This is a genomic window from Microbacterium sp. Y-01, assembly GCF_003856715.1.
Taxonomy (GTDB): domain Bacteria; phylum Actinomycetota; class Actinomycetes; order Actinomycetales; family Microbacteriaceae; genus Microbacterium; species Microbacterium algeriense.
In genome coordinates this window covers 338,767-355,520 of record NZ_CP024170.1, presented here as the reverse complement: position 1 = coordinate 355,520, position 16,754 = coordinate 338,767, and the positions used below count along the sequence as shown (strand labels likewise).

Annotated in this window: 17 protein-coding genes; 12 read left to right on the top strand and 5 right to left on the bottom strand. The window is 67.2% G+C overall.

Annotated features, from left to right (window positions below; translation table 11 throughout):
• The first annotated feature begins 12 nt into the window (after nt 1-12).
• Genes CSX12_RS01655 through CSX12_RS01635 form a run of 5 tightly spaced genes read left to right on the top strand, consistent with a single transcriptional unit; the run spans nt 13 to nt 6,173 of the window.
• A complete protein-coding gene (locus tag CSX12_RS01655) occupies nt 13-966 on the top strand; it encodes an NAD(P)-dependent oxidoreductase (protein WP_124894632.1) in 954 nt (317 codons plus the stop codon).
• Complete coding sequence (locus CSX12_RS01650; RefSeq protein ID WP_017201958.1) at nt 963-2,447, top strand: NAD-dependent succinate-semialdehyde dehydrogenase; 1,485 nt, start codon at nt 963-965, stop codon at nt 2,445-2,447. The genes CSX12_RS01655 and CSX12_RS01650 overlap by 4 nt, the downstream gene beginning before the upstream one ends.
• A 10-nt stretch (nt 2,448-2,457) precedes the next feature.
• Nucleotides 2,458-3,234: an SDR family oxidoreductase gene (locus CSX12_RS01645; RefSeq protein WP_017201959.1), complete on the top strand. Its 777-nt coding sequence runs from the start codon at nt 2,458-2,460 to the stop codon at nt 3,232-3,234.
• 42 nt (nt 3,235-3,276) lie between these two features.
• Nucleotides 3,277-4,776: an FAD-binding oxidoreductase gene (locus tag CSX12_RS01640; protein WP_124894631.1), complete on the top strand. Its 1,500-nt coding sequence runs from the start codon at nt 3,277-3,279 to the stop codon at nt 4,774-4,776.
• Nucleotides 4,773-6,173, top strand: coding sequence for an FGGY family carbohydrate kinase (locus CSX12_RS01635; RefSeq protein WP_124894630.1), 1,401 nt, complete (start codon nt 4,773-4,775; stop codon nt 6,171-6,173). The genes CSX12_RS01640 and CSX12_RS01635 overlap by 4 nt, the downstream gene beginning before the upstream one ends.
• Before the next feature lie 96 nt (nt 6,174-6,269).
• Here the strand turns inward: CSX12_RS01635 and CSX12_RS18425 are convergent, their stop codons facing one another.
• Both CSX12_RS18425 and CSX12_RS01630 read right to left on the bottom strand, forming a co-directional pair.
• Nucleotides 6,270-6,428: a hypothetical protein gene (locus CSX12_RS18425; RefSeq protein WP_017201962.1), complete on the bottom strand. Its 159-nt coding sequence runs from the start codon at nt 6,426-6,428 to the stop codon at nt 6,270-6,272.
• 61 nt (nt 6,429-6,489) lie between these two features.
• Complete coding sequence (locus CSX12_RS01630; RefSeq protein ID WP_124894629.1) at nt 6,490-7,794, bottom strand: FAD-dependent oxidoreductase; 1,305 nt, start codon at nt 7,792-7,794, stop codon at nt 6,490-6,492.
• Between the two features lie 83 nt (nt 7,795-7,877).
• On the opposite strand from CSX12_RS01630, the gene CSX12_RS01625 reads away from it, so the two are divergent.
• Nucleotides 7,878-8,222, top strand: coding sequence for a metalloregulator ArsR/SmtB family transcription factor (locus CSX12_RS01625; protein WP_017201964.1), 345 nt, complete (start codon nt 7,878-7,880; stop codon nt 8,220-8,222).
• Entirely contained in the window at nt 8,219-9,391 is a 1,173-nt protein-coding gene (locus CSX12_RS01620; protein ID WP_124894628.1) for an MFS transporter, read from the top strand. Before CSX12_RS01625 ends, CSX12_RS01620 begins: the two co-directional genes overlap by 4 nt.
• Here the strand turns inward: CSX12_RS01620 and CSX12_RS01615 are convergent.
• On the bottom strand, nt 9,365-10,834 hold the full coding sequence (locus CSX12_RS01615) for an FAD-dependent oxidoreductase (RefSeq protein ID WP_124894627.1): 1,470 nt from the start codon (nt 10,832-10,834) through the stop codon (nt 9,365-9,367). The genes CSX12_RS01620 and CSX12_RS01615 overlap by 27 nt on opposite strands.
• Nucleotides 10,835-11,029: 195 nt before the next feature.
• Here CSX12_RS01615 and CSX12_RS01610 point away from each other — a divergent pair, with 195 nt between their 5' ends.
• Genes CSX12_RS01610 through CSX12_RS01590 form a run of 5 tightly spaced genes read left to right on the top strand, consistent with a single transcriptional unit; the run spans nt 11,030 to nt 15,489 of the window.
• Complete coding sequence (locus tag CSX12_RS01610; RefSeq protein ID WP_241160534.1) at nt 11,030-12,052, top strand: PstS family phosphate ABC transporter substrate-binding protein; 1,023 nt, start codon at nt 11,030-11,032, stop codon at nt 12,050-12,052.
• Nucleotides 12,053-12,066: 14 nt separating this feature from the next.
• Entirely contained in the window at nt 12,067-13,023 is a 957-nt protein-coding gene (gene pstC, locus CSX12_RS01605) for a phosphate ABC transporter permease subunit PstC (RefSeq protein WP_017201968.1), read from the top strand.
• Nucleotides 13,023-13,937 (top strand): phosphate ABC transporter permease PstA, encoded by a 915-nt coding sequence (gene pstA, locus CSX12_RS01600; protein WP_124894626.1) that lies wholly within the window; start codon nt 13,023-13,025, stop codon nt 13,935-13,937. Before pstC ends, pstA begins: the two co-directional genes overlap by 1 nt.
• A 2-nt stretch (nt 13,938-13,939) precedes the next feature.
• Nucleotides 13,940-14,803: a phosphate ABC transporter ATP-binding protein PstB gene (pstB, locus tag CSX12_RS01595; protein WP_319032300.1), complete on the top strand. Its 864-nt coding sequence runs from the start codon at nt 13,940-13,942 to the stop codon at nt 14,801-14,803.
• Nucleotides 14,800-15,489 (top strand): winged helix-turn-helix domain-containing protein, encoded by a 690-nt coding sequence (locus tag CSX12_RS01590; RefSeq protein WP_124894625.1) that lies wholly within the window; start codon nt 14,800-14,802, stop codon nt 15,487-15,489. Before pstB ends, CSX12_RS01590 begins: the two co-directional genes overlap by 4 nt.
• Here the strand turns inward: CSX12_RS01590 and CSX12_RS01585 are convergent.
• Both CSX12_RS01585 and CSX12_RS01580 read right to left on the bottom strand, forming a co-directional pair.
• Nucleotides 15,471-16,430, bottom strand: coding sequence for a hypothetical protein (locus tag CSX12_RS01585; RefSeq protein ID WP_241160533.1), 960 nt, complete (start codon nt 16,428-16,430; stop codon nt 15,471-15,473). The two genes, CSX12_RS01590 and CSX12_RS01585, sit on opposite strands and share 19 nt — an antisense overlap.
• Nucleotides 16,427-16,744 (bottom strand): metalloregulator ArsR/SmtB family transcription factor, encoded by a 318-nt coding sequence (locus tag CSX12_RS01580; RefSeq protein ID WP_124894624.1) that lies wholly within the window; start codon nt 16,742-16,744, stop codon nt 16,427-16,429. Before CSX12_RS01580 ends, CSX12_RS01585 begins: the two co-directional genes overlap by 4 nt.
• Between the last annotated feature and the right edge of the window lie 10 nt (nt 16,745-16,754).

Genomic DNA, 16,754 nt, shown 5'->3' with positions numbered 1-16,754 from the left:
CACGCATCACCCATGAGCTCTCCCACCCCCGTCCTCGACCCAACGCCGGTCGGGACCCGACCCACCGTCGGGTTCATCGGACTCGGCAACATGGGGTCAGGAATGACCCGCAACCTGCAGGCCGCGGGCTTCCCGCTGGTCGTGACCGATCTGCGCCGCGAGTCGGCGTCCGACCTGATCGAGGGCGGTGCCCGGTGGGCTGAGACCCCTCGCGAGGTCGCCGCCGCCAGTGACCTCATCATCACGATGCTGCCGACGCCCAAGCACGTCGAGGCCGTCGCCTCGGGGCCTGACGGCCTCGTGGTGGGGCTGCCGGACGGCGGTACCTGGATCGACATGTCGACCTCGGTGCCGGACGTGCTGGACGGTGTGCGCGCCGCGACCGCCGGCCGCGGACTGCACCTGCTCGACGCCCCCGTCAGTGGGATGTCAGTGGGCGCCGCGAACGGGATGCTGCAGATCTTCGTCGGTGGTGACGCCGACGATGTGCAGCGGCTGCGTCCCGTGTTCGAGGCGATGGGGGACCCGGAGCGGATCCTGCACGTCGGCGGGCCCGGCGCAGGCTACGCCGTGAAGCTCATGATCAACCAGCTGTGGTTCTCCCACCTGGTCGCGACGGCGGAGGTGCTGTCGGTCGGCGTCGCCGCGGGGGTCGACCTTGGCGTGCTGCGGGACGCGCTCATCGCGAGCCCCGCGAACAGCACCTTCGTCTCACGCGACGTGTTGTCGATCCTCGACCACGGCGACTACGACGAGGGCTTCGCGATCGCCCTCGCCTGCAAGGACCTCGGTCTCTCCGTCGATCTGGCCCGCTCGGTCGGGATGCCGGTCGAGCTGTCCTCCCTCGTCGAGCAGATCTTCCGTCGAGCCCGCGCGAGCTACGGCGACCGCGCCGGGGAGATGACGCCCGTGCGTCTCTACGAGGAACTACTCGGCCGCGACCTCCGTCGGGAGGTGCCCGCATGACCGCGGCACGCGAGGCCGAGGTCATCGCCTCCGTCCCCACCGGCCTGCTGATCGGCGGTCAGTGGCGGGAAGCGACCTCCGGCCACACCTTCGAGGTGCACGACCCGTCGACGGGTGAGGTGCTCGCCCATGTCGCCGATGCGACGCCCGAGGACGGCATGGCCGCACTCGACGCTGCTGCTGCGGCGCAGACCGCCTGGGCCGCCACTGCTCCGCGACAGCGCGGGGAGATCCTGCGCCGGGCGTTCGAGCTCGTCACGGCCCGCGCCGAGGACTTCGCACTCGTCATGACGCTCGAGATGGGCAAGCCTCTCGCCGAATCGCGCGCCGAGGTCGCGTACGGCGCCGAGTTCCTGCGCTGGTTCTCGGAAGAAGCACCCCGCATCTCCGGGCGATACGCCACCGCTCCCGACGGCCGCAACCGACTGCTCGTCGCGAAGCGACCGGTCGGTCCGAGCCTGCTCATCACCCCGTGGAACTTCCCGCTCGCGATGGCCACGCGCAAGATCGCGCCGGCACTCGCGGCCGGCTGCACCTCGGTGCTCAAGCCCGCCGCGCTCACACCGCTCACCGCACTCCTGTTCGCCGAGGTGCTCCGCGAGGCCGGAGTGCCGGACGGCGTCGTGAACGTCATCCCCACGACCCGCGCCGGCGCGGTCACGGGCCCGCTCATCACCGACCCGCGACTGCGCAAACTCTCGTTCACCGGATCAACCGAAGTGGGGCGCCGCCTCATCGCGGACGCCGCGCACCAGGTGCTCCGCGTCTCGATGGAACTCGGAGGCAACGCCCCCTTCCTCGTGTTCGACGACGCTGACGTGGACGCCGCGGTCGAGGGTGCCCTGCTCGCAAAGCTCCGCAACGGCGGCGAGGCCTGCGTCGCCGCGAACCGCTTCCTCGTGCACGAGAGCGTGGCGGAGGAATTCACCTCGCGGCTCGTTGAACGCATGGCAGGGTACGTCAACGCCCGCGGCACCGACCCGGAGTCGACCCTCGGGCCGCTCGTGGACGAGTCGACCCGCAAGAAGGTCGCCGACCTCGTGTCCGGCGCGCTGGAGGACGGAGCGAGCATCGCACTCGGCGGCAGCATCCCCCAGGGGCGCGGCTACTTCTACCCGGCGACCGTGCTCGTGGACGTGCCGCAGGACGCCCGCATCCTCCAGGAGGAGATCTTCGGACCCGTCGCGCCCATCACCGTGTTCCGCGACGAGGACGAGGCCGTGCGCCTCGCCAACGCGAGCGAGTACGGGCTGGTGTGCTTCGCGTACACCCGCGACCTGAACCGGGCGCTGCGCCTCGCCGAGCGTCTGGAGACCGGCATGTTCGGCCTCAACACCGGACTCGTGTCGAACCCGGCTGCGCCGTTCGGTGGCGTCAAGCAGTCCGGCATCGGTCGCGAGGGCGGCTTCGAGGGCATCGACGAGTACCTCGAGACGACCTACATCGGCATCGCCGATCCCTTCGTCGGCACCCACTCCTGAAGGATCATCCGTGCACATCACCGACTTCTCCCTCGACCACTTCTCCCTCCGGGGCAAGCGGGCGATCGTCACCGGGGGCAACACCGGTCTCGGCCAGGCGTTCACCCTCGCTCTCGCCAAAGCGGGTGCCGACATGTTCGTTCCGACGCTGTTCGACGACGGCGGCGAGACCGCAGCTCTCCTCGCCGAGGCGGGTGTCGGCTACCGGGAACTCCGCGTCGACATCACGGCGGAGGGCGCACCCGCGCGCGTGATCGACGCATGCGTCGAGGCGTTCGGGGGCGTGGACGTTCTGGTCAACTCGGCCGGGATCAGCCGCATCGCCGACGTCACCGAGTTCGGGCGCGTGCAGTGGGACCCCATGGTCGCGGTGAACCTCACCGCCGCGTTCGAAATGTCGCACGAGGCCGCGAAGCGGATGATCCCGCAGGGCTCGGGCAAGATCATCAACATCGCCTCGCTGTTCTCGTTCCTCGGGGGACTCGGATCTCCCGCGTACGCCGCGACCAAGCACGGCATCGCCGGGCTCACGAAGGCGTACGCCGACGAGCTCGGCGGACACGGCATCCAGGTCAACGCGATCGCCCCGGGATACTTCGCCACCCCGATTACCTCCGAGACGCGTGGGGACGCGGAGGCGAACCGGCGCATCGTCGACCACACGCCGGCGGGGAGGTGGGGGGACGTCGCCGATCTCATGGGCGCGACCGTCTTCCTCGCGAGCCCCGCCTCCGACTTTGTCAACGGGCACGTGCTGTCCGTCGACGGCGGTTACCTGGTGCGCTGACCGCGGCGCCCCCACACCCTCAACGAACAGGACACCTTCCCCATGGTCACTTCACGATCCGTTCTCTCACGCGAGGAGATCGTCACCCGACTGCAGGAGATCCTCGGCACCGACCAGGTCGAGACCGAGGCGCAGGCGCTGCGCGAGGCGAGCGTCGACCGCTTCAAGAAGTACACATCCGTGCACGGCATCTTCGACGGTCCGATCCCCTCCGCGATCGCCTACGCGCGGTCCACCGCCGACGTGTCGGCGATCCTCGCGTTCGCGGACGAGAACCTCGTCAACGTCGTGCCCCGCACCGGCCGCACCGCGACCGAGGGCGGACTCGAGACGATCGTCGAGGATTCGATCGTGCTCGACGGCTCGCGAATGGACGCGATCCTCGACATCGACCCCGTCGACATGATGGTCACGGCCCAGTGCGGCGTTCCGCTGCAGCTGCTCGAAGACACCCTTCGGGCGCAGGGCCTCACGACGGGGCACTCACCGCAGTCGAAGCCGCTCGCGCAGATGGGTGGACTGGTCGCGACCCGGTCCATCGGCCAGTTCTCCACGCTGTACGGCGGGATCGAGGACATGGTGATCGGGCTCGAAGCCGTGCTGCCCGACGGCGAGGTCGTACGCATCAAGAACGTGCCGCGACGCGCCGCCGGACCCGACATCCGCCACATCATGATCGGCAACGAGGGCGCGCTTGCCGTCATCACCGAGGTCACCGTCAAGGTGTTCACCTACCAGCCGGAGAACAATCGTTTCCTCGGGTACCTCGTCGACTCGCTCCCGGCGGGCGTGGCAGGTCTCCGCGAGATCATCGTCGCCGGCTACCGCCCGTCGGTGGCACGCGCGTACTCCGAGGAGGACGCCGCGCAGCACTTCTCGCACTTCGCCGACGGCAAGGCCGTGGTCGTGGTCGTCGCCGAAGGACCGAAGGGCGTGGCCGACGCCACAGCCGCCGGCGTCGAGGAAATCTTCGCCAGCATCCCGCACGAGAAGGTCGACCCCGCACTGATCGAGAACTGGTTCGACAACCTCAATTGGGGGCAGGACAAGATCGACGCCGAGAAGCGCGAGATGCTCGAGAAGGCGCGCCTCGGCTACACGACCGAGGTATCGATCGACTGGTCAGGCGTCGAGGAACTGTTCGAGTCCGTCATGCGCCGCGCACGCACCGAGTTCCCGCGCGCGGCGGACCTGCGGATGCTCGGCGCGCACTCCTCGCACAGCTACCAGACCGGCACCAACTTGTACTTCGTCTACGACTACGACATCGCCTGCGAGCCGCGCGAAGAGATCACCGAGTACCACGAGCCCCTCAACGCGATCGTCGTGGAGGAGGCACTGCGCCTCGGCGGCTCCATCGTGCACCACCACGGCATCGGCAAGTACCGCACGCCGTGGACACATGAGGAGCACGGCAGCGCCTACCGGCTGCTGCGCACCCTCAAGGACGGGCTCGACCCGCGCGGGATCATGAACCGCGGGACCATCTATCCCCTGGACGACGTCGCCACGCCCGAGGACGAGATGGCGACGCGGGCGTGAGCGCGTCGGCGGCGGGGTACGTCGTCGCGATCGACAACGGCTCGCAGAGCACGAAGGTCCTGATCGTCGACGGCGACGGGACCGTGCACGCGAGCGCCCGTGTCGCGCTGCGGCCGTATTCGTCGCCCGCGCCGGGTCGATGGGAGCATCCGGACGACGACCTGTGGGACTCGATCGTCGCCGCGACGCGCGCCGCGGTCGCCGACTTCGCGGGGGATCCGGCCGAGATCCGCGGCATCGGCCTGTGCACGATCCGCTTCTGCCGGGCCGTGCTGCGCGCTGACGGATCGCTCGCCCAGCCGGTCATGAGCTGGATGGACGAGCGTCTGCCGCGCGCGTACGAGCGTGAAACCGACGAGGCGGTGTACGTCACAACTTCGTCGGGGTACATCACTCACAAGCTCACCGGAGAGCGCCAGGATGCCGCGGGCAACGTACAGGGCAGCTGGCCTATCGACACTGCACACTGGGCCTGGAGCATGGATGCCGCCGAGTATGAGCGTGTGGGTCTGGGACGGGAGATGTTGTTCGACCTGGTCGCTCCAGGCGAGGCACTCGGCACTCTCGCCTCCGAGGTAGCACTGCTGCTCGGTCTGCCCGCGGGAATCCCCGTGATCGCGACGTCGAACGACAAGGCCGTCGAAGCCCTGGGTGCAGGGCTCCAGGACGAGGGGGACGCATTGTTGTCCCTGGGCACGTACGTCGCGACCATGACGCCAGGGGATCGTCCGCTGCCACCGCATCCAGACGTGTGGACGAACTTCTCGTCACAGCCCGGCGGATACCTCTACGAAAGCGCCGGAGTGCGACGCGGCATGTGGACGGTCAGCTGGTTCCGCGACGTCGTATCCGGGTCCATCGAGGCAACGTCGGAAGATGACCTCAACCGCGGTGCCGACAACGTCCCGGCTGGCGCGGGCGGCCTCGTCGCTGCTCTGGACTGGCTCGCGCCCGCGGATGAGCCGTGGCGGCGCGGGGCGCTGGTCGGCTTCGACGGCACGCAGGGACGGTTCCACATCTACCGGGCGATCCTCGAGGCGCTCGCGATCGAGACCGAGAGCGCTGACGCCCGTGCGCGCCGCGCGCTCGGGCGAGACCGTCGTTCCCTCATCGTCACCGGCGGTGGAAGCGAATCGGATCTCATGCTGCGCATCCTGGCTGCCATATATGGGGTACCCGTGCGCACACCCCGTATACGTGACGCAGCTGGTATGGGGGCAGCGATCTGCGCGGCCGTCGGGACGGGGCTGCACCCCACCTGGGCTGACGCCATCACTGCCATGGTGGGGACAGGACAAGAAATTCAGCCCGACCTCGAACTCGTCAGCGCGTACGGGGAAGTCCGTCAGACGTACAGACGAGTGATTCCCCGCGTGCGGACGCTGTTCTCCCCATAAGCCACTCACGGCAGATGTCCCGCGATACATGCAGAAGGGGAGCTCGCCCGAGGTGGAAGAGCTCCCCTTCGCGGGGCCGAGGTTCGACGTCCAGGTCTACTTGGAGCCGTATCCAACTGGGTTGCCCAGGGAGGGCGTGCGCGGCGTGCATGCACAGTCGGACAGATCCAGCTCGAGCTGGATGGTGACGGCGAGCGGGGTGCCGTCGCGGGGGTCTTCGATCGTGACGTTCTTCTCGATCAGCTGGTTGGCCATGTGAGTACTCCTTGGGTTGATTGCGCCCCGCGGGGCGCTGGGTGGTGGTTCGAGCGGCCGGTCAGCCGACGGCGACGCGGGTGGGCTCGAGCTGGATGACGGGCGCTGCGCAGCAGCTGCTGCCGGCCCCGTCGAAGTCTCCGGATCCGCCGCAGACGCCGGTGTCGGGAAGGACGAGCTCATTGCGCTCGGCGCCTGCATGGTCGCCCGCGAGGTGGGCGGCGACGCTGCGAACCTGCTCGAACCCGGTGAGAGCGAGGAAGGTGGGGGCGCGCCCGTAGCTTTTCGCGCCGACGATGAAGAAGTCCGGCTCGGGCTGGGTGAGGTCGCGGGCCCCGGTGGCGCCGATCGATCCGCAGGAGTGGACGTTCGGGTTGATCTCTTCCGCGATCCCGGCGACCGCCTCCAAGGACGCATCCAGGTCGATGCGCATCTCCGACAGGATGCTCACATCGGGGCGGAATCCGGTCAGCGCGAACACGCGGGACACCCCGTCGACCTCCTTGCCGTTCTCCGCGACGATGCGCAGCCCCGCCGCCTCGTCGTGGAACTCGGCGACGCGGAAGCCCGTCACCACCTCGACAACACCGGCTTCGATCACCTTGCGCGCTCGGGTGCCCAGAGCTGCACGCTCGGGCAGTTCATCGCCCGCTCCACCACCCAAGACGTTGCCCGTCGTACCGCGACGCAGCAGCCACGTCACCCGGGTGCCTGGGGTTGTGCGCGCCAGCTCGCTCAGCCGGAGGACGGCATGCACTGCGGAGTGCCCGGCACCGATCACGACCAGGTGCTGCCCCGCACACGCGGAGACATCCTCCGGGATGCGGTACGAGATCCGTGAGGCCGCGACCGCGGCCCGCTCGCCGAGCGCGGGCAGCCCGTCCGCCCCGGCAGGGTTCGGGAGCGTCCATGTGCCGCTGGCGTCGATGACGGCGCGCGCGGAGATCCGCCCTTCTGCCCCCTGCGTGTCCCGGGTATGCACGATGAACGGCTGCCCCTTACGGCCGCTGTCGACCATCAGATCCCGGCCCTTGCGGGCGACACCGGTGACGGTCGTCGAGTAGACGACGCGGTCACCGAAGACGCGGGCGAGCGGGTCCAGGTAGCCGGCGACCCATTCGGCTCCCGTGGGGTAGCCCGAGTGCGGTGCGGTCCACCCGGTCGGCTCCAGCAGACGCCGGGCGGCCGTGTCGGTGAGTTCCGGCCAGCTGGAGAACAGGCGCACATGCCCCCACTCGGACACCGCAGCAGCTGGCCCATCGCCTCGCTCAACGACCGTCACGGCGATGCCACGCTCCGTCAGGTGGGCGGCCGCAGCAAGCCCTTGGGGGCCGGCGCCGATGACTACGACGGGAAGCTCGTTCATCACATCTCCTCAAATCGAAAAACTTCAATATGAATAGCCTGCTCCTCCTATCGAAGTTTGTCAATGCGTGCGATACTGGTGTCATGAGTCTTCCTGCCACCCTCGACACCTCGACGTCCTGCTGCGCCCCTCGGGTGACAGCAGCGATCACGGTCGAGGACGCGGAGCGCGTCGCACGGGTGTTCAAAGCGCTCGGGGATCCGACACGGGTGCGCCTGTTGTCGCTGATTGCCGCCGGTGACGGTGGGGAGGCGTGCATCTGCGACCTCACCGCGCCGGTCGGACTGTCGCAGGGCACGGTGTCGCACCACATGAAGTTGCTCGCCGACGCGGGGCTTGTCACCCGCGAGCAGCGAGGGAAGTGGGCATACTTCGCGATCACCGACGGGGCGCTGGACGCCGCCGCGGACACCCTGCGTTCGGTGTGACGACCCGGCCCCCGGGCTCCCGGTTCGGGGGGCGGCTTGTCGCGCTGTCGCTGGGGCAGGTCATCAGCTGGGGGGTTCTGTTCTATGCGTTGATCGTCGCCTCGCCCGCGATCGCGGACGCGACAGGGTGGCCCGTGGCGCTGGTGACGTTGTCGTTCTCGGGTGGACTCGTTGCGTCGGCGATCGCGGGCGTCGTTGTCGGGCGCTGGCTCGACGAGCGTGGGCCTCGGATGATCATGACCGTGGGAAGCATTGTCGGTGCGGGTGGGCTGGTCATCGTCGCGGCCGCGCCGAATCTTGTCGTGTTCACGGCGGGGTGGATCGTGGCGGGGACCGCGCAGGCCGCGGTGTTGTACCAGGCCGCGTTCACGGTGATCGCTCGCCGGTATGGAGACCGCCGCCGGGGTGCGATGACGATCCTCACCCTCGCGGGAGGATTGGCGTCGACCGTCTTCGCTCCTATCGTCGCCGTGTTGCTGACGGTGATGGATTGGCGGTCGGTGTTTCTTGTCCTCGCCGTCGTCCTCGTGGTGACGACCACACCGCTGCACTGGTTCTTTCTCGAGTCGTCCTGGCCGCCCGTCGTCCATGATGCGTCGGCCGATCACCATACGGTGGCGAGCGTGGTGCGCACGCGGCGCTTCTGGATGCTTGAGGCGTCGATGCTCACCTTGGCGGCGGCGCTGTTCAGCGTCACACTCGCGATCATTCCTCTGTTCACTGAGAAGGGGATGACGTACGAGGTCGCCGCTTGGGCGCTGGGGCTGCTCGGCGCCGGCCAGGTGATCGGCCGACTGCTGTATGTCGCCATCCCACACGCCGCCGCACCCTGGGTGGCGTTGGCGTGGACGGCGGGGCTGAGCGTCATCGGGCTTGCTCTGCTCGCGATCGTGCCTGGGCCGCCGTGGCTGCTCATCAGTATCGGCGTGGGGGTCGGAGCCGTGCGCGGTGCACAGACGCTCGTGCAGGGCTCTGCCGTCGCTGACCGGTGGGGCACGCGGAACTACGGCTCGATCAATGGTGTCTTCGCCGCACCGATCACGGCGATCGGTGCGGTCGGTCCCGCACTCGGCCCGCTCATCGCGGTGGCGACGGGGTCGTACTCCGCCATGGCATGGGTTGCTGTCGGGTTCGCCGGGCTTTCACTCATTTTCGCCCGCTTCACCTGATCTCGCCGCCCGGTCAATGCCGCCCGCCTCCGAGCTGCGAGACGCACCGGCGTGGACAGGGGTCGTTGATCCCGCTGCGCGGGTTGACGTGCTCCACGCTTGGGTAGCGATCTGCACCGCATCCCAGGGGGAGCCGAGCGGCGGGGTATAGGACAGGTCGAGGTCGCTGATCGCGTCTACGGACATGCTGTGGTGCAGTGCTGTCGCGAACGTATCGACGCGCTTGGATATCTCGGCGCTGCGCGATCCGAGCAGTTGCGCGCCGAGGAGACGCCCCGATCCGAGGTCTCCGGTCACGCGGATGTGGATGGGGGTGGCACCGGGGTAGTAGCGCTTGTGGTCGTCGGCAGTGACGGTGTGGCTGTGCGGTCGATGCCCCGCGGTTTCGGCTTCGTGATCTCGAAGGCCCGTGCGGGCAGCCACCAGGTCGAACACCTTCACGACCTGGGTTCCCAGGCTGCCGTGGAATCGCGCATCGGCGCCGACCGCGTTCGCGCCCGCGACTCGCCCTTGTTTGTGCGCGGTCGTGCCGAGCGGAAGATACGTGTCGCCGAGAAGGCGATGACGGGTGATCACACCGTCCCCGCCCGCCCAGATCTGCGGGATCCCTGTCTGCATCCGTTCGTCCACGATGACGGCGCCGCCGGCTCCGGTTCGTGCCCCGATTCCGGTGAGGAGCTCCACATTGGGGCGCACACCCACCACGACGAGGACCAGCTCGGCGCGACGCACGAACGGGGCACCGTCGCGGGTGCCCTGGACCGCGAGGAGCCCGCTGTCGCGGCCGATATCGTGCACCTGCATGCCCGTTTCCACCGTGACGCCGTTGCGGTCGAGCTCGTCGCGCACGAGCGCTCCGAGTTCCGTGTCGAGGGTGGAGAGCACCTGGGGTCCGCGTTGCAGCTGCGTGACCTGGAGCCCGCGGATGGTGAGCGCTTCGGCCATCTCGAGGCCGACGTACCCCGCGCCGATGATGATTGCCGTCGACGGTTGATGCTCATCGAGGTAGTTCTCAAGAGCGAAGGTGTCACCCATCGTGTGGAGCGTATGCACCCCGTCCGCAGGCCCGAGCCGGTCGGTCCCGTGGATACCCGCCGTCGAGGCGGATGCGCCCGTCCCGACGACGAGCGCATCGTAAGGAATGGCGGACTCCGCTCCACCGTTGTTCCGCACGGTGAGTGTGCGGGCATTGACGCTGATGCCCGTCGCGAGCGTGTTGGTGCGCACCTGGAGACCGGCCGCTTCCAGATCGGCAAGCGTGCGATGTGCGAGCGACTGCCACGGTTGCACCTCCCGCGAGAAGTAGTAAGGGATGCCACAGATCGAGAAGTTCGGGTATGCATCGGCAACGACGACCGTCACATCAGCGGATTCGTCCACCTCTCGGGCACGGAGCGCCGCGGAGATTCCTGCGTCACTTCCCCCGATCACGACCAGGTGCATGTGAGTCCTTTCTGTCGAGACCTCGCCGCCTGCGAAGCCTCACTGACGCGCGCGACGTCCGCGCACCTGATCATCGCGTCGATCACGGCACGATCCGACACCCGGGCGGGAAGATCAACGAACCCTTTCGCCCCCGTTCACCCCGCGTTCATATAGATAGCCTTCTATAACTACGTCGGATAGACAAGCATCTATGTGAAGCGGCGATTTGACTGCTTCATCCCTCGAATACCTGAGATGAAGGAAGCACACGTGCGAAAGTCCACAGCAAAGATCTTCGCGTCCACCGCATTGGTCGTGATCGGGGCACTAGCCCTGAGCGGGTGCGGCGGGCAGTCCTCTGGTGGCGACACCTCTGGATCCGGCGCGAGCGGAGGCGGACTGACCGGTTCGGTGAACACCGACGGTTCATCGACCGTCGCCCCGCTGACTGAGGCCGCCGCCGATCTGTTCCGCGACGAGGAGAGCGGCGTGAACGTCTCGGTCGCGACGTCGGGAACCGGTGGTGGCTTCAAGACGTTCTGCGCCGGTGAAACGGATGTGTCCAACGCGTCACGTCCGATCAAGGACGAGGAGGCCGCCGAGTGCGAGGCCGCTGGCATCGAGTACACCGAGATCATCGCCGCCAACGATGGCCTGTCGGTCATCGTGAACCCGGAGAATGACTGGGCTGAGGACTTGACCGTCGAGCAGCTCAACCTGATCTGGGGTCCCGAAGCGGAAGGCGAGATCACGAACTGGAATCAGGTCGATTCCAGTTTCCCCGACCAGGCCATCACGCTCTTCGGCGCCGGCACCGACTCAGGAACGTTCGACTATTTCACCGAGGCGATCAACGGCGAGGACGGTGCGATCCGCACCGACTACAGCCCCTCCGAAGATGACAACATCACCATCCAGGGTGTCGCCGGAGACGTCGGCGCAATCGGGTTCCTCGGTCTCAGCTACGTTGAGGAGAACGAAGGCGTCATCAAGGCAGTCGCCGTCGACGGCGTCCTGCCGAGCACCGAGACCGTGCAGGACGGCACCTACACGCCGCTGGGTCGCCCCCTGTTCATCTACGTCAACAACGCTTCGTACGTCGACAAGGAGCAGGTGAAGTCGTTCATCGACTTCTACGTCGCCAACTCCGCGGAGATCGCTGAGCGTGCACTGTTCGTGCCGCTGACCGAGGAGCAGGTCACCATCGCCACCGACGAGCTCGCCTCGCTCGGCTGAGCACCGCACGCTCCATGACCGCCATCATTGAACGGCGTGGGGGTCCGGCTTCCGGCCGGGCCCCTGCCCCCGCCAGCAGCTTCGCCGGCCGCCGCCGCCCCGGCGAGTTCCTCATCAAGCTCGCCCTGCGCCTGGCTGCAGCCGTCACCGTCGTGACGACGGTAGGGATCCTCATCGCGCTGCTTATCCCGTCGCTGAGCTTCTTCGCCGAGGTCCCGGTCCTGGAGTTCCTGTTCGGCACCCGGTGGGCGCCGCGCTTCGCCGACGCATCGTTCGGCGTGCTGCCCCTGGTCACCGCGACGTTGTGGACCACGCTCATCGCGCTGCTCGTGGCGGTGCCGTTCGGGCTCGGGGCTGCAACGCTGCTCGCCGAGTACGCCCGCCCCCGCGTCCGCAAGGTCCTCAAGCCCTTGCTCGAGATCCTCGCTGGCATCCCCACGGTCGTCTACGGATTCTTCGCCCTGCAGTTCGTGCAAGGCACCGTCCTGCGGGACTGGCTCCACCTTCCGACCGGGGCGTTCAGTGTCCTCGCGGCGGGCCTCGTTATGGGTGTGATGATCATCCCGACGATCGCGTCGATCGCAGAAGACGCCATGTCCGCTGTCCCGCAGGCGCTCCGCCAGGGCAGCGCCGCGCTCGGAGCGAACCGGATGCAGACCACCCTCCGTGTCGTGTTCCCCGCCGCCCTGTCCGGGATCGTCGCGGCCGTCGTGCTGGGCATCTCCCGAGCGGTCGGCGAAACCATGATCGTCGCCATCGCCGCCGGCAACCAAGCACAGCTCGTCACCAACCCGCTCGATCAGGGGCAGACGATGACGGGATTCATCGCCAACGCCGCCCTCGGCGACTCCCGTGTCGGGAGCCTCGAATACAACACGTTGTTCGCGGTCGGGCTGCTGCTGTTCCTCATCACCCTGCTGATCAACTTCATCAGCATCCGATTCGTCCGCCGCTTCCGGGAGGCCTACTGATGTCCCCCACCTCGACGACCGCGACGCAACCGTTGCGCGCCTCGGCCCCCATCGCGACCGGCCGCAACGGTGAGATGCGACCGAGCGCACTCGCGTTCCTTGTGCTGCTGTGGCTCTCCCTGTTCGTCGCATTCGCGGTGCTCATCACACTGCTGATCACGATCTTCCTCACCGGGCAGAACAAGCTCTCCACGGCGCTGCTGTTCAACTTCCCCTCCGCCGACCCTGACGAGGCCGGAGCCCGGCCCGCCATCCTCGGATCCGTGTGGGCCATCGGTGCGACCGCCGTGATGACACTCCCGCTCGGGATCGCCGCCGCCTTGCACCTGGAAGAGTTCGCCGACCGGAAGCGGTGGTTCAACCGGTTCATCGAACTCAACGTGCAGAACCTCGCCGCAGTGCCCTCGATCGTGTACGGGCTGCTCGCGCTCGCCTTCCTCTCGATGCTCGGCGTCACCAACAAAAACATCGTCATCGGCGGGGCGTTCGCCCTGACGCTGCTCATCCTGCCGGTGATCATCATCGCGACCAGAGAAGCACTGCGCGCGGTCCCGCGAGAGATTCGCGACGGATCCCTCGCACTCGGCGCCACCCAATGGCAGACGACGTGGAGACAGGTGCTCCCCGCATCCGTTCCCGGGATCGCGACCGGCTCCATCCTCGCGCTCTCCCGTGCACTCGGGGAGGCCGCCCCGCTGCTCGTGCTCGGCGCGCTGGTGTACATCACCTTCGACCCTAACGGGCTCCTCAGTGGCTACACCACGCTGCCGATCCAGATCTTCAACTGGACCGGCCGCCCGCAAGAAGGGTTCCACGAACTCGCCGGCGCCACCAGCATCCTGCTGCTCGCCGTCCTCATCCTGATGAACGCTCTCGCGATCTTCATCCGCAACAAGTTCCAGAAACGGTGGTAACCATGAGCACTCCCACAGGCAGCGCCGCGACAGCGACGCACACGAACTTCCATGCCGCAGAAACACGACGGCTCGCCGCCACCCCCAGTGGCCTGATCCGCTGCGAAGACGTCAATGTGTACTACGGCGACTTCCGGGCCGTGACCGGCGTCAACCTCGAGTTCGGGCGTAACGAGATCACCGCGCTAATCGGACCCTCCGGCTGCGGAAAATCAACGCTGTTGCGCTCCCTGAACCGTATGAACGACCTCGTCGATGGTGCCCGCGTGGAGGGCACCGTCCTCTTCCAAGACGAGGACATCTATGCCAAGGCCGTGGATCCGATCGAGGTTCGTCGGCGGATCGGCATGGTGTTCCAAAAGCCCAACCCGTTCCCGAAATCGATCTACGACAACATCGCCTACGGCCCCCGGGTCACCGGGATGAAAGTCGACAACATGGACGACCTCGTCGAAGAGGCACTGACCCGCTCCGCGCTCTGGGGCGAGGTGAAGGACAAGCTCAAACAATCCGCGTTCGGTCTCTCCGGTGGTCAACAGCAGCGCCTGTGCATCGCGCGGACGATCGCCGTGCAACCCGACGTGATCCTGATGGACGAGCCCTGCTCCGCCCTTGACCCGATCGCCACGTCTCGGATCGAAGACCTCATGCACGAGCTCCGCAAGGACTACACGATCATCATCGTCACCCACAACATGCAGCAGGCAGCACGCGTGGCCGATCGCACCGCATTCTTCACCGCCCTCGCCGACGAAAGCACCGGTGACCGCACCGGCGTGCTCGTCGAGTACGACCTCACCCGCAACATCTTCGAGCAGCCGCAAGACCAGCGCACGGAGGACTACATCAGCGGACGATTCGGATGACCGACACCAGCCGGGACACCCACCCGCGATTCGTGCTCCACGGGCGCGGCCCCGACATCCTCCGGGGAAGCTTCGCCGAGTTCCGTCACGCGGGAGTCCCCGTAACCGTCCACGCAGAAGTCGTCGAAGCCCTCGCCGACCTCGCGCACGACCATCACGCATCCCTCGTCCTCGGCAGCGGAGAATCATTCGAGAACCTCGCCGCGATCATCCAGATCGCGGGCCCCGTCTGCGACGGTGCCCTGTTCCTCGGTATCTCCGATGCGACGGAGACGTCGACAATCGCAGCCGCGATGAATGCCGGAGTGCGGGGAACCGTCCGACTCCCCGTCACGCCGGACCGACTGCGGGAGTTGGCACGGCTGCACCCACGATCGGCGCCTCCCGATCGCACACTACGCATCGGGGAACTGACGCTCGACGTCTCGCACCGAAGCCTGCGCTGGCACGATCACGCCCTGCTACTACCAGCACGAGAATTCGAGCTGCTGCATCAGATCATCCGCGCCTACCCAGACAGTGTGAGCATCGACGCTCTAGCACTTTCCTTCGGATCCGACCTCGAAGATCCCCACGCCTCAGTGCGGGTCGCGATGACGAAGCTGCGCTCCCGGCTGGCCGCCTTCGCACCAGCACAGGCACTGATCGAAACCGTCCGCGTCGCCGGCTACCGACTCGCCTCCTGAGCATCGATGCCCAGTTCCTGAAGAAGTTCAAGAACCCGTGAGCGGACCTCATCACGCACGGCACGAAGACCGTCATCATCGAGTTCGAGCGGATCGGCGAGATCCCATTCCATATACCGCCGCCCGGGGAAAATCGGGCACGAGTCGCCGCACCCCATTGTGATCACGTAGTCCGCCGCGCGCACGACTTCATCCGTGAGCGGCTTGGGGAACTCGTCCCACAGCTCAACCCCGACTTCACTCAGCGCTACAGTCACGCGAGGATGCGATGTGTCGGATGGAGCAGACCCGGCGGTGCGCACGTGAACACGTCCGCCCGCGAAATGACGCAAGAACGCCCCCGCCATCTGCGACCTCCCAGCATTCTGCACGCAGACGAATAGCACCTCCGGGGTGTCCCGTAGCACCAGGCCACGGGCCGTGGCGAGCGCATCCAGGCGATCCGCGGCGTACCGGGCCGTCATCGTCAACAGGTGCTCACGGACCCGCGTCCGTTGGCTCAACAACCGATAGCTTTGAGCGACGTATCCTGCGACCGTTTCTCGGCTGAACGTGGAGCTGAAGCGATATGCAAGATCCTCCACCACCGTGGTGACCGCACGGGGAAGCGCCATCACTGGGGACTCCGGAGATCCCGCGGTCAGAGAATCGCTGCTGAGCAGACGCCCGAAACGTACCCACGCGTCGATCGTTGGCACCCATGCACCGCTCTTCTCGCGCCGGATGAGACCGGCCATCTGCAACGACCGGAGCGCTTGATCGACACCTGCAGAATCGATACCGAGTTCGCCGGCAAGGTCAGATTCGTGCATACCGGACGCCAAGGCGCTCAGGGTGCGCAGCGTCTCGGGGTTACCGAGTACAGCGACCTGCACCGCGCGATCCCGAGCCGCCTGCTCGTCGAGCGGTCGCCCGACACGATGCGTGTGTTTCTCGCTCATCGGAGAAAGTCTTCAACCGCGGCACGACGCTCGGGATGCACGGAGATCCAACCGAGCTTGCCATCCTGCACCCTCGTGACGAACCCGTCATCAAGGAGTATCCGGACGTGGTGCGTCACCGTTGGCTGCCGCAAACCGAGCGTGTCCGCCAGCTGCCCGACAGTCGCACGTTCATCCGCGGACCCCAGGATGATGCTCAAGATCTGCAGGCGAGTGGGGTCGGCGACAGCTCGCAGCGTGCGGGCCAGTTCCTCGGCCGCACCGCGCTCGAGCGCACCTCCGAGCCGAGGCTTCGGTGCAGGCTGAGCGGTCACGGCATGATTC